At 55.5% G+C, this 13063-nt stretch carries 12 protein-coding genes; 3 read left to right on the forward strand and 9 right to left on the reverse strand.

Annotated elements, in window-relative coordinates; all coding sequences use genetic code 11:
• Positions 1-183 precede the first annotated feature (183 nt).
• Entirely contained in the window at positions 184-468 is a 285-nt protein-coding gene (locus tag ACMGG1_RS00580) for a YdgH/BhsA/McbA-like domain containing protein (protein ID WP_046372469.1), read from the forward strand.
• A gap of 37 nt (positions 469-505) precedes the next feature.
• On the opposite strand, the gene ACMGG1_RS00585 is transcribed toward ACMGG1_RS00580, so the two are convergent.
• The 5 genes from ACMGG1_RS00585 to greB all read right to left on the reverse strand — a co-directional run bounded on the left by ACMGG1_RS00585 (position 506) and on the right by greB (position 6961).
• Positions 506-748, reverse strand: coding sequence for a FeoC-like transcriptional regulator (locus ACMGG1_RS00585; RefSeq protein WP_044554790.1), 243 nt, complete (start codon positions 746-748; stop codon positions 506-508).
• The gene (feoB, locus tag ACMGG1_RS00590) at positions 748-3063 is read right to left on the reverse strand and encodes a Fe(2+) transporter permease subunit FeoB (RefSeq protein ID WP_020837363.1); all 2316 of its coding nucleotides are present in this window, start codon (positions 3061-3063) and stop codon (positions 748-750) included. Before feoB ends, ACMGG1_RS00585 begins: the two co-directional genes overlap by 1 nt.
• Positions 3064-3134: 71 nt before the next feature.
• On the reverse strand, positions 3135-3353 hold the full coding sequence (gene feoA / locus ACMGG1_RS00595) for a ferrous iron transporter A (RefSeq protein WP_020837362.1): 219 nt from the start codon (positions 3351-3353) through the stop codon (positions 3135-3137).
• A gap of 646 nt (positions 3354-3999) precedes the next feature.
• Entirely contained in the window at positions 4000-6330 is a 2331-nt protein-coding gene (locus ACMGG1_RS00600) for a Tex family protein (protein WP_414161095.1), read from the reverse strand.
• Between the two features lie 157 nt (positions 6331-6487).
• The gene (greB, locus tag ACMGG1_RS00605) at positions 6488-6961 is read right to left on the reverse strand and encodes a transcription elongation factor GreB (protein ID WP_020837359.1); all 474 of its coding nucleotides are present in this window, start codon (positions 6959-6961) and stop codon (positions 6488-6490) included.
• A 416-nt stretch (positions 6962-7377) separates the two neighbouring features.
• Here greB and ompR point away from each other — a divergent pair, with 416 nt between their 5' ends.
• Positions 7378-8097 carry a two-component system response regulator OmpR gene (ompR, locus tag ACMGG1_RS00610; protein ID WP_004709363.1) on the forward strand — a complete coding sequence of 240 codons (720 nt, stop codon included), beginning with the start codon at positions 7378-7380 and terminating at the stop codon, positions 8095-8097.
• Positions 8094-9464: a two-component system sensor histidine kinase EnvZ gene (gene envZ / locus ACMGG1_RS00615; RefSeq protein ID WP_142816250.1), complete on the forward strand. Its 1371-nt coding sequence runs from the start codon at positions 8094-8096 to the stop codon at positions 9462-9464. Before ompR ends, envZ begins: the two co-directional genes overlap by 4 nt.
• A gap of 34 nt (positions 9465-9498) precedes the next feature.
• On the opposite strand, the gene ACMGG1_RS00620 is transcribed toward envZ, so the two are convergent.
• The 4 genes from ACMGG1_RS00620 to hslO form a co-directional block, all read right to left on the reverse strand.
• The gene (locus ACMGG1_RS00620) at positions 9499-9978 is read right to left on the reverse strand and encodes a type II toxin-antitoxin system VapC family toxin (RefSeq protein WP_046372473.1); all 480 of its coding nucleotides are present in this window, start codon (positions 9976-9978) and stop codon (positions 9499-9501) included.
• The gene (locus tag ACMGG1_RS00625) at positions 9975-10238 is read right to left on the reverse strand and encodes a FitA-like ribbon-helix-helix domain-containing protein (RefSeq protein WP_414161096.1); all 264 of its coding nucleotides are present in this window, start codon (positions 10236-10238) and stop codon (positions 9975-9977) included. Before ACMGG1_RS00625 ends, ACMGG1_RS00620 begins: the two co-directional genes overlap by 4 nt.
• A gap of 126 nt (positions 10239-10364) precedes the next feature.
• Positions 10365-11984, reverse strand: a complete 1620-nt coding sequence (pckA, locus tag ACMGG1_RS00630) for a phosphoenolpyruvate carboxykinase (ATP) (RefSeq protein WP_020837351.1) — start codon at positions 11982-11984, stop codon at positions 10365-10367.
• A 196-nt stretch (positions 11985-12180) separates the two neighbouring features.
• On the reverse strand, positions 12181-13059 hold the full coding sequence (hslO, locus tag ACMGG1_RS00635) for an Hsp33 family molecular chaperone HslO (RefSeq protein ID WP_414161097.1): 879 nt from the start codon (positions 13057-13059) through the stop codon (positions 12181-12183).
• Between the last annotated feature and the right edge of the window lie 4 nt (positions 13060-13063).

Below are 13063 nucleotides of genomic sequence, written 5' to 3' on the forward strand. Positions count from 1 at the left end.
GTAACTGCGTTGGCTGCACAATGAAAAAACGCGTGCGTATTTTCATTCGGCGTTTCGTCTCTGGGAAAACGGTCTCGTCAGGGAAAGCAACGAGGTCCGAAGATGTCACGGCAGCCAGTGTTATCGCGCATTTACTCTGGACGGCTTTCATAACAAATAAATTATCCCTTGAGAGGTATGGTAATGAAATCTTTGAAAATGATTGTTGCAGCGTTAGTTGTGGGTTCCGTGTCTTTCAGCACCCTGGCGGCAACCTTGCTGACCAAGGAAGACCTGGATAAGAATCCGGGTAAATATGAGAAGATCGGTACGGTAACTACCACCGCACAAACCACATCGCCGATGGATGCAAAAGAAGAACTGTCCAAACTGGCTGATGAAAAAGGCGGACAATATTACGTGATCCTGGCAGGCCGTGAGCACGGCAAGTTCAGTGCTATCGCCGAAGTGTACAAAGACAAGCAATAATCAAGAAGGGGGCGCGCCTCGTGCCGCGCCCCACCTCTCAGTGTTTTAACCGATATATCACCGTACTGCTGCACGCTTTGCCTTCCGGACAGCTTTTGCAACTGCCGCTCAGGCAGGCGCTGTTATCCTGCTCGATGCGCTCCACTTTCCCCATTGCGACCAAACGCTCCAGCATTGCCTGCACCAGCGGCAGCGGAGCCGCCAGCTGACGGCTGAGCTGAAGCGCCTGTACGCTACCGTGCAGCGCCAATGCGTCGCGGATCTGCAGCAGGCCGGCCATCAGTGGCAGTTTCCCTTGGCGCCCTGACAGCAGGCTGCCGGGGTGGCGTTGCTCAGGCGTACCGTGACCCGACTACGTGCCCGGCGCAGGCCGAACAGAATCAGCAGATTGAACAACACCACGATGGCGATTGCCGCCAGACTGTACTGCGGATGCTGGCTGAAGGTGGCAATCTGATAAAACAACGTGGCCAGCGAGTAGGCGACGTTCAGCCCCCAGAGAATGGAGAAGGTCATCCAGCCGCGGCTGGATTCGCGGGCAATGGCCCCCATCACCGAGACGCAAGGGACGTACAGCAACACAAAGATCAGGTAGCTGTAGGCGGAAACCCCGGAGCCGAATTTGCTGCTCATAACGCCCATTGAGCCGACGTCCATTTCCCCATCGCCCTTGCTGGCCTCAATCGGGTTGGACAGTACGCTCAGGCTGAAGGTGTCTTTCAGCCCTTGCCAGGTGGTGTCCAATGCGCCACCCAGTTCATCCAGCAGGTTAAAGTTGGCGGCATCAAATTCGGTGCTGTTGATATGTTCGGCGGTGTACAGGGTATTTAGCGTACCGACCACCACTTCTTTCGCCATGGCTCCGGTCACCAGGCCGACGGTAGCCTGCCAGTTGTCACTGTGCACGCCCATCGGTTTCAGCAGCGGCGTCAATACTTTGGACACCGACGCCAGCGCCGAGTCATTAATGTTATCTACCGGCTTGCCGCTGAACGAAAAGCTGTTCAGGCCGCCAATAAAGATGCTGGCAACTACAATCACCTTACCGGCACGCAGCACAAAGCCTTTCAGGCGCTGCCAGGTTTGCAGCAGCAGGCTTTTCAGGTGTGGCACGTGGTAAACCGGCAACTCCATCACGAAGGGGGAAGCTTCACCGCGCATGATGGTGTACTTCAATACCAGACCGGTGAGGATTGCCACCACAATACCCAGCATATACAAAGAGAACACCACGCCTGCGCCGTCCTGGCCAAAGAAAGCAGCGGCAAACACGGCGAAGATCGCCAGCCGAGCCCCGCAGGACATGAAGGGCGCCATCATGATGGTAATCAGGCGTTCGCGCTGCGCATCCAGCGTACGTGCGCCCATGATCGAAGGCACGTTACAGCCGAAGCCGACGATCAGCGGCACGAAGGACTTGCCGGGCAACCCGAGCGCCTGCATCAGACGGTCCATCACGAATGCCGCACGCGCCATATAGCCGGAGTCTTCGAGGAACGACAGGAACAGGTACATCATGCCGATTTGCGGCACCAGCGGCAGCACGGTGTTGATACCACCACCGACCCCCTGCGCCAGGAAAATGGTCAACCATTCAGGGAAGTGCAGGGTATAGCCCAGCCATTGAATACCCTGAATAAAGATTGCCGCTGACCCGATATCGAAGATCGGCTGCAGTGCGCCGCCGAGGTTGATGGCCAGCAGGAACATCAAATACATCACCAGCAGGAAGATGGGCACCCCTAACCAGCGGTTGAGGATCACTTTATCCAGCGCTTCGGTCAGACGGTTCGGCATGGCCTGTTGTGAATTGCTCACGGCATCGCACAGGGTGGCGATTGACTGATAACGCGCATCGGCAATCACCAGTGCAGGATCTTCCTGCTGTTGCCGCTGCAGCGCCTGTTTGGCCGCCGGCAGCAGGGCCGCCGCAGGGCCGGCAAGCTGGTGGCTGTAGATATCACCTTCCAGCATCTGCAGCGCCAGCCAGCGACGTTGCTCGCTTGGCAGGGTCTGCGGCATGGCGTCGCTCAGCGTGGTCATTTCCTTGAGCAGCAGCGGCGGGTAGTTCACCAGCGCTTTTAATTCATTGAATTGATGATTGTCGATCATCTGCTTCAGCACGCCAATGCCGTCGGCTTTGGTGGACACCATCGGCACCACCGGACAGCCGAGACGCGCCGACAGTGCCGCGATATCGATATTAATTTTTTGGCTTTTGGCGATATCCAACATATTCAGCGCGACAATGCAGGGGATGCCCAGCTCCAGCAGTTGCAGCGTCAGGTATAGATTGCGTTCCAGATTGGAAGCATCGACCACGTTGATCAGCAGATCGGCATCGCCGCTCAGAATGTAGTGGCAGGCAATTTGTTCGTCGAGTGAGGTTTGCTCCGAGATGGTGGTCAGGGAGTAGGTGCCGGGCAGATCGACCAGTTTGACCTGTGATTGCGGCGTGGTGAACAGGCCTTCTTTGCGTTCTACCGTCACGCCCGCCCAGTTACCGACCCGCTGGCGTGCCCCGGTCAGCTGGTTGAACAGCGTAGTTTTGCCGGAGTTGGGGTTGCCTATTAAGCCAATAGTGAGTTTTTTCATAATTTAGCGTGATATCAGTCAATGGAAGTTGGGCCAGGCAAGATGCATGGCCAAGGCAAGGCGGCTCAGGACTAGCCGTCGAGCAGGATCAGGGCCAGATCTTTCCTACGCAGCACCAGGCTGACGCGGCGGGTTTTTATTTCTATGGGATCACCCAATGGTGCGACGCGTACCACTTCAAAAGACGAGCCCGGCAGCATGCCGAGGGATAAAAGTTTTTGGCGATAAGCCGGGCCGATTTCATTGGCGAAGCCGGCGATCTTATAAGACCGTTTAGGCAGAAGATGCATGTAACCTTCTCTAAGCCCAGGCTATTGGGCTGGTGATGATAAAAGAACGTTCCAATGGCAGTCCCGAGATAAAAACCACGGGCTGCCGACGCTTTCAATCCATGAGGCAATGCAGTGAACACGCAAAATAATAATAGTGAGAATAATTATCGTATTCAATACAAAAAATAGGGGTATTGGTAACCAAAGGTTGTGGCGATCACATTTAGAGAATGCAATTGCCTGACAGCGCTATTTTTATCACCCAGCCTGGTGGGGTGCAAATGCGAATGGTGAGTTAAATCAGTTACGTATTTGTAGTGAATTTTTCCGGTTTGAAAAAAGTAGTGACAGATTCGACAGCTTTGATTCAGTGACGTCAATATCGGTATTTATTAGGCAACATATTGCCGGCTGAATACGAGCGCTAAGCATTTGTGTTTCGCTGAGAAATACCGGAATGAGAATTTAATGTTAATAGAGATGTTAATAAATGGCTATTTAGCGTGGCTTTCAGGCTTAAAACCGGAATTATCAGGGCTGTCGGCGGCAGCGAATAAAAATGCGGGTTTATTGAGGCGGGTCAAAAAATGATGAGGGTATTTAGCGGAAAAGGGAGGGGTTAACCCCCTCCCTGTGCCTCATGCGTTTTCTGCTGGCCGCCTGACTACGACTTTCTGCCAAAGGCTGCCGCCAGTGCGTCACCCATGGCGCTGTTGCCTGCCGAGGTGTTAGCGCCACGCGGTTTGGACTTATTGGCCTGCGGTCGCGAGGTGTTGTCCTTGGCCGGCGCTGAATTGCCACCGCGCCGTGGGGAACCTTCACCCGGTTGCTCGTCCAGACGCATGCTCAATGCAATGCGTTTACGTTGCAGGTCCACTTCCATCACCTTCACTTTGACGATGTCACCGGCTTTCACCACGGTGTGCGGATCTTCGACAAACTTGTCCGCCAGCGAGGAGATATGCACCAACCCATCCTGATGCACGCCGATATCAACAAAGGCACCGAAGTTGGTGACGTTGGTGACCGAACCTTCCAGGATCATTCCCGGCTGCAGGTCGTTGAGGGTTTCCACCCCTTCGGCAAAGGTTGCGGTTTTGAATTCCGGACGCGGATCGCGGCCCGGCTTCTCCAGCTCCTTCAGGATGTCGGTCACCGTCGGCACACCGAACTTCTCGTCGGTAAAGTCGCTGGCCTTCAGGCTGCGCACCGCCGCCGGGTTGCCCATCAGATCCTGCAGAGCCTGATGAGTTGCGGCCAGAATGCGTTCGACCACCGGGTAGGTTTCCGGGTGAACGGTTGAGGCGTCCAGTGGGTTGTCGCCGTGGTTGATACGCAAGAAGCCGGCGCACTGTTCAAAGGCTTTCGGCCCCAAGCGACTGACTTTCAGCAGCTGTTCGCGGTTGCTGAAGCGGCCATTTTCGTCACGCCAGGTGACGATATTCTGCGCCATCATGCGCGTCAGGCCGGCTACGCGGGTCAGCAGCGGCACCGAGGCGGTATTCAGATCCACACCGACGGCGTTCACGCAGTCTTCGACCACGGAGTCGAGTTTTTTCGCCAGTTGGCTTTGGCTGACGTCATGCTGATACTGGCCGACGCCGATGGATTTCGGATCGATTTTGACCAGCTCGGCCAGCGGATCCTGCAGACGACGTGCGATGGATACCGCACCGCGCAGCGAGACGTCGAGGTTAGGGAATTCCAGCGCCGCCAGTTCGGAAGCGGAGTACACCGAAGCGCCGGCTTCGCTGACGATCACCTTTTGTGCTTTGACTTCGCTGAACTGCTGTTGCAGGTCGAGGTAAAAACGTTCGGTCTCGCGCGATGCGGTGCCGTTGCCGATGGCGACCAGCTCCACTTTATGCTTGATGCACAGTGCGGCGACGATGGCGGCGGCTTTAGCGGCCTGACCGGTGTGCGGGTACACGGTGTCGGTGGCGACCAGCTTGCCGGTAGCATCGACTACCGCCACTTTGACCCCGGTACGCAGGCCCGGATCCAGCCCCATGGTGGCGCGCATACCGGCCGGTGCCGCCATCAGCAGGTCATGCATGTTACGGGCAAAGACGTTGATCGCTTCATCTTCCGCGCGTTCGCGCACCGTGCTCATCAGTTCGGTTTCCAGATGCAGCAGCACCTTGATACGCCAGGTCCAGTTGACCACCGCTTTGCGCCAGGCGTCCGCCGGAGCATCATTCAGGCGCAGATCCAGGTGGCTGATGATGATCTGCTCCGCCTGGCTTTCGCGTGGGGCTTCTTCAAACTGCGGATCGGCATTCAGCGCCAGCTGCAGTACGCCTTCGTTACGGCCGCGGAACATGGCCAGCGCACGGTGCGATGGCACCTGGGCAATGGGTTCATGATGATCGAAATAGTCGCGGAACTTGGCCCCGGCTTCTTCCTTGCCTTCCACCACTTTGGACACCAGGTGCGCATGTTTCCATAGGTAGTTACGGACCTTGGCCAGTAATGCGGCGTCTTCGGCGAAGCGCTCCATCAGGATATAACGCGCGCCGTCGAGGGCGGCTTTTACGTCCGCTACGCCCTTGTCTGCATTAACGTAACCTTCGGCCAACTGTTCAGGTTGTTGCTGAGGATCCTGCCACAGCGTGTTCGCCAGAGGCTCCAGACCGGCTTCAATCGCGATCTGGCCACGGGTGCGGCGCTTCGGTTTGTAAGGCAGGTAGAGGTCTTCGAGTTCGGTTTTGCTTTGCGTGGCGGTGATCGCCGTCGCCAGCTGTTCGGTCAGTTTGCCCTGCTCGTCGATCGATTTAAGGATGGTCTGACGGCGGTCTTCCAGTTCACGCAGATAACCCAGGCGGGTTTCCAGCTGGCGCAGTTGGGTATCGTCCAGACCCCCGGTGACTTCCTTACGATAGCGTGCAATAAAGGGCACGGTATTACCTTCATCCAGCAGACGGATGGCGGAGTCAACTTGCTCCGGCCGGGCCTGCAGTTCTGTTGCAATAATGCGGCTCAGTGGGTCATTCATAAGTCTGGTATCTGTTGAGAACGGTTGGTAAACAGGGGGACAGTTATACGGATTGCGCGGGGAAAATGCCAGTGGAGCGGGCCGCCTCTCGACAGTCATAGCGCGTAAAGCGGCCTGTACTGCGGCGGCGGGCGGTCGCTCGGAAAAAACTGAAATCTTATTTTACGTACTCGATCTCATTCACGTACCACAGGGCATCGCCGACTGGCGTATTGACGGTGGCGGCATCACCCACTTCTTTTTTAAGCAGCGCGCGGGCCATGGGCGAATCGATGGAGATGTAGTCTCGGCGGCCAAAAATCTCGTCATAGCCGACGATGCGAAAGCGTTTAGTGTCGCCGTCCTCGTTTTCCACTACCACCCAGGCACCGAAAAACACTTTGCCTTCCTGCTGCGGGGAGTAATCGACAATCTTTAATTGCTCGAGGCATTTGGTCAGGTAGCGTACGCGGCGATCGATTTCCCGCAGCCGTTTTTTGTTGTACTGATAATCGGCATTTTCACTTCTGTCGCCGAGGCTGGCTGCCCAGGTCACTTTTTTGGTGACCTCTGGCCGATCTTCGCGCCAGAGAAAGTCTAATTCCTGCTTTAGCTTGTCGTAACCTTCGCGGGTTATCAGCTGCGTTCTCATCGTGGTTCCGCCTTTAGGGACATATCAAAGGGAAGGACGTCATTGCGTTGGCAAAGTGTCGCACAAACTCGCATCGGGCTGTAGGCTGCTGTTGCACAATCCAATGAGCGTTAATCATCGGCCACGCGCAAAATTGCCGGTGCTGGCGTTTCTTATCGCCCCGGCTGAGTTACACTGCCGAATCAGCCGTCGGGTATGCCGCCAGCCAAAAGACGCAGTGCTTCTAAATTTAACCTATGCGCATCGTGATTTTGGCGAATCGTTGCGGGCATTTTGATGAAAATTGTTGATAAATGGGCAAAAGAATAAGCTTTGTAACAATTTCGTCTAGAATATATACCATTAAACGCTGTCCGAAATGACAGGGTTTTTTAACAATATTCACGTCAGGCAATAAAGCCTTTGGGAGTAATACAATGCAAGAGAATCATAAGATTCTGGTCGTCGATGATGACATGCGCCTGCGTGCGCTTTTAGAGCGTTATTTAACCGAACAGGGTTTTCAGGTTCGCAGCGTAGCCAACGCTGAGCAAATGGATCGCTTGCTGACTCGTGAATCATTCCACCTGATGGTACTTGACCTGATGTTGCCGGGCGAAGATGGTCTTTCCATCTGCCGCCGTCTGCGCAGCCAAAGCAACCCTATGCCGATCATTATGGTGACCGCCAAAGGTGAAGAAGTCGACCGTATCGTTGGCCTGGAAATCGGCGCTGACGATTACATCCCAAAACCCTTCAACCCACGTGAACTGCTGGCCCGCATCCGTGCGGTGTTGCGCCGTCAGGCCAATGAACTGCCGGGCGCTCCTTCACAGGAAGAGGCGGTGATCGCCTTTGGTAAATTCAAACTGAACCTCGGCACCCGCGAAATGTTCCGCGAAGACGAGCCTATGCCATTGACCAGCGGCGAATTCGCAGTGCTGAAGGCATTGGTCAGCCATCCACGCGAACCGCTTTCGCGCGACAAGCTGATGAACCTGGCCCGCGGCCGTGAATACAGCGCCATGGAACGCTCCATCGACGTGCAAATTTCTCGTTTGCGTCGCATGGTCGAGGAAGATCCTGCGCATCCACGCTACATCCAGACCGTTTGGGGTCTTGGCTACGTCTTCGTCCCGGACGGCAGCAAGGCATGAGACGATTGCGCTTTTCACCGCGTAGCTCGTTTGCCCGAACCCTGCTATTGATCGTCACCTTGCTGTTCGTCAGCCTGGTGACGACCTATCTGGTGGTGCTGAACTTCGCCATCCTGCCCAGCCTGCAGCAGTTCAATAAGGTGTTGGCCTACGAAGTTCGTATGCTGATGACCGACCGGCTGCAGCTGGAGGATGGTACTTTGCTGGAAGTGCCACCGGCGTTCCGTCGCGAAATCTATCGCGAACTGGGCATTTCTCTCTACACCAATTCTGCGGCGGAAGAGAGCGGTCTGCGCTGGGCGCAGCACTACCAATTCCTCAGCCAGCAAATGGCGCAGCAGCTCGGCGGGCCCACCGACGTGCGGGTGGAAGTAAACAAAAACTCACCGGTGGTGTGGCTGAAAACCTGGCTGCAACCGGATATCTGGGTGCGTGTTCCGCTGACTGAAATTCACCAGGGCGATTTCTCGCCGCTGTTCCGCTATACCCTGGCGATTATGCTGTTGGCCATAGGTGGCGCCTGGCTGTTTATCCGTATTCAGAACCGCCCGCTGGTGGAGCTTGAGCATGCCGCTTTGCAGGTGGGCAAGGGCATCATTCCACCGCCGCTGCGTGAGTATGGCGCATCGGAAGTCCGTTCGGTAACGCGGGCCTTTAATCAGATGGCGTCGGGCGTCAAGCAGCTGGCGGACGACCGCACATTGCTGATGGCCGGGGTGAGCCACGACCTGCGTACGCCACTGACGCGTATCCGTCTGGCGACCGAGATGATGAGTGCCGAAGACGGCTACCTGGCGGAGTCGATCAATAAAGATATTGAAGAGTGCAACGACATCATTGAGCAGTTTATTGATTATCTGCGCACCGGCCAGGAGATGCAGACAGAAATCAGCGATTTGAATAGCATTCTTGGCGAAGTGGTGGCTGCCGAGAGTGGCTATGAGCGGGTGATTGAAACCGCTTTGGCGCCGGGCGAACTGATGATGAATGTGCATCCGTTGTCGATCAAGCGTGCGGCAGTGAATATGGTGGTGAATGCGGCGCGTTACGGCAACGGTTGGATCAAAGTCAGCAGCGGCCGTGAGCTGCAGCGCGGCTGGTTCCAGGTGGAAGACGACGGCCCGGGCATTAAACCGGAAGAGCTGAAGCATCTGTTGCAGCCATTTGTTCGTGGTGACAGCGCGCGCAGTACCAGCGGGACCGGGCTGGGCCTGGCTATCGTACAGCGTATTATCGATGGGCATCATGGCGCACTGGATATCGGCACCAGCGAACGCGGTGGGCTGTTGATTCGGGCTTATATTCCGTTACCGATGGAGAAAAAAGAGTCGGGCAATGGGCATCAGACCCCGAAGGACAGCGCGTAATCTTTTTGTCTGGGGGCCGCAGTTTGCGCCCCCGTCAGGACTTCCTGCTCATCACGTAGTATTCCGCTGCCTCTTCATGCAGACGCCGGCCCGTCGTGGCCTGCCAGGGATCGATTAACTCAATGCCGCAATGGATAAAGTTTTGGGTATTGCGCGTGGCCAGGGTGGCACCGTAATGCAGGCAGGTGGCGGCGATTTGGGTATCGACGATGCCCATTAACCGGCCCTGACGCTGATTTTTCTCCATAAGTTCCGCGTATTGCAGTGCGCAGAGTGTATCAAATGGCAGGGTTTGCTCATCAAATCTAATCTGCACTGCCTCCGCCAGCTTGTGTTTGAATTCGCGCTGCCGTTTCCCATCAGGCATACAGGCAACTCCACTGAACAACTCGGCGAGAACTATCGCACTCAGATAAAGCTCATCATTGTCTTTTTCATTCAGCCATCTGATGACGTTATAGTGCGGGTTGGGGCGCAACGTTTCTGAAACCACGTTGGTATCGAGAATAATCATAATTTGTCATCGTCGTCGTCAAAGGTGCCAATACGCGGCGGCGTGGCATCGCGCGGTGGGATCTCCAGTTCAACCCCGCCCAACTCGGCAAAGTGTTGATGCATCCAGGTGCCTAACCCATAACGCGGCGGTTTTTTCACTAATGCCTGTTTCAAAATCATGCGAGCTTCCTCCTCCATGGAATGGCCATTTTTTGCTGCCGAGACGCGCAGCAACTCCTTTACTTCGTCGTCCAGATTTCTGACGGTTATGGTAGCCATTGAAACCTCCGTTGCTATCAATGATTGCACTGCATTATTATCTCGTTGTGCCGATCAAGAAAACAACCGATAAAAATAAAAAAGGCGTGATATCCACGCCTTAGCTGAAGCTGTAAAAGGAAGGTATTACAGTTTTGGACCGGCGCTGACCAGCGCTGCACCCGCTGGAGTGTCGGTGTATTTGTCAAAGTTGGTGACAAAACGCTCGGCCAGATCCTGTGCCTTCTCTTGCCATTGCTCAATGCTGGCGTAAGTGGCGCGCGGATCCAGGATATCCGGGTTGACGCCAGGCAGTGAGGTTGGCATCGCCAGATCGAAGATCGGCAGGGTAATGGTTTCTGCCTTATCGATTTCACCGCTGAGGATCGCATCGATAATACCGCGAGTATCTTTGATCGAAATGCGTTTACCGGTGCCGTTCCAGCCGGTGTTGACCAGGTAGGCCTGGGCACCCGCAGCCTGCATGCGCTTCACCAGGACTTCGGCGTATTGCGTTGGGTGCAGCGACAGGAAGGCTGCGCCGAAGCAGGCGGAGAAGGTTGGGGTCGGCTCGGTCACGCCGCGCTCGGTACCGGCCAGCTTGGCGGTAAAGCCGGACAGGAAGTGGTACTGGGTCTGGTTGGCGGTCAGGCGAGAAACCGGTGGCAACACGCCGAAGGCGTCCGCAGTCAGGAAAATCACCTTGGTGGCGTGGCCGGCCTTGGAAACTGGCTTGACGATATTCTGGATGTGATAGATCGGGTAGGAAACACGGGTGTTTTCGGTTTTCGAGCCGTCGTTGAAATCAATCGTACCGTCGGCCAGCACCGTGACGTTTTCCAGCAGCGCATCGCGTTTGATGGCGTGATAGATATCCGGCTCGGCTTCTTCGGACAGCTTGATGGTTTTGGCGTAGCAACCGCCTTCGAAGTTGAACACGCCGTCGTCATCCCAGCCGTGTTCGTCATCGCCAATCAGCTGGCGTTTTGGATCGGTAGACAGGGTGGTTTTGCCGGTGCCGGACAGGCCGAAGAACACCGCCACGTCACCTTTTTCACCCACGTTAGCCGAGCAGTGCATGGAAGCGATGCCTTTCAGCGGCAGCAGGTAGTTCATCATGGAGAACATACCCTTTTTCATTTCGCCGCCGTACCAGGTGCCACCAATCAGCTGCATGCGTTCGGTCAGGTTGAAAGCGACAAAGTTTTCCGAGTTCAGGCCCTGTTGCTGCCAGTTCGGGTTAGTGCATTTGGCGCCGTTCATCACCACGAAGTCCGGTTCGAAATCCTGCAGTTCTTCTTCCGTCGGGCGAATGAACATGTTTTTGACGAAGTGCGCCTGCCAGGCCACCTCGGTGATAAAGCGGACTTTCAAGCGTGAGTCGGCGTTGGCGCCGCAGAAGGTATCCACCACAAACAGGCGTTTGCCGGAGAGCTGCGTGGTGACCAGCTGTTTCAGGTCAGCCCAAATTTCCGGACTGAGGGGTTTGTTGTCGTTTTTGCCTTTACCCTGATCGGCCCACCAGACGGTGTCGCGGGTGATGTCGTCACGGACGATGTACTTATCTTTCGGGGAACGGCCGGTAAAAATACCGGTGTCGACGGATACAGCACCCAGCTTGGTTACGACCCCACGCTCATAACCTTCCAGAGATGGGTCTGTTTCTTCCTTGAACAGCAAGTCATAACTCGGGTTGTGAACGATTTCGCCGACGTTATGAATCCCATAAGCGGCCAAATCCTGAGGGGTTATACCTTTAACACGCATGTCACTACTCCTTGGTCACAGAATTTCTGGCGCCAATTGTAGGGATTCAACAGCGAGTAACCGCGATAGGTATCAAATATTTAACGTTTTAGTCGGTTTTTCGTTACGATCTGAGAGATAGCACACGGAAAAAAGCAAACGTGCAAACGCGGTGAATGAGCGGGCGCAGGGCGCGCCCGCCGATATGGGGTGCTACTTAGTGCAACTGATCGCTGTCACCGGTGTTACCAGTGTACAAGGCGGCAACGTCTACGGCGTCAAACACATAGTGATTGCCGCAGTAATCGCAGTGCATATCGATATTGCCATCCTGCTCCAGCATTTGGGCCACTTCGTCGGTTGGCAAGGTGACCAACGCATCAGCGCAGCGCTGACGTGAACAGGTACAACGGAAGATCATGTCCTGTGGTTCATACAGAGTGACTTCTTCCTGGTGATACAGGCGATACAGCACTTCATTGGCCGGCAGGCTGAACAGCTCTTCGCTTTTCACCGTGTTGGTCAGTTGTACCAAATGATCGAAATCATCGGCATTGCCGTCCTGTGCCGGCAGCACCTGCAGCAACATACCGCCCGCGGCCGGTTGGCCTTCGAACTCGCCGGTGCGAATGAACAGACGGGTTGGCAGCTGTTCGGACTGGCGGAAGTAAGCCTCAAGGCATTCGGCCAGCGTTTCGCCTTCCAGTGCCACTACGCCCTGATAGCGCTCGCCTTCGGTTGGCGCGATGGTGATCACCATGACGCCGTTGCCGATCAACTGATGCAGCGTGCTGTCATTGGCGATTTCGCTCTGTACGCGCGCTACGCCACGCATTTCCTGGCGGTTGTTGCCGTTAATCACGGCCAGCTTCAGCGGGCCATCACCCTGTAATTGTACGGTGATATCGCCGTCGAACTTCAAGGTTGCGGTCAGCAGGCTGGTGGCCACCAGCAGTTCACCCAGCAGTTTTTTAACCGGCGCCGGATAATCATGGTTGTTCAGGACCTGCTGATAGGTTTCGCTGACGGTAACCAGCTCACCGCGCACCGCGTAGTTTTCAAACAGGTAACGGTGCAATTGGTCATGGTTAGACATAGTT

The sequence above is a fragment of the Serratia sp. BNK-12 genome (genome assembly GCF_047456085.1).
GTDB lineage: Bacteria > Pseudomonadota > Gammaproteobacteria > Enterobacterales > Enterobacteriaceae > Serratia > Serratia liquefaciens.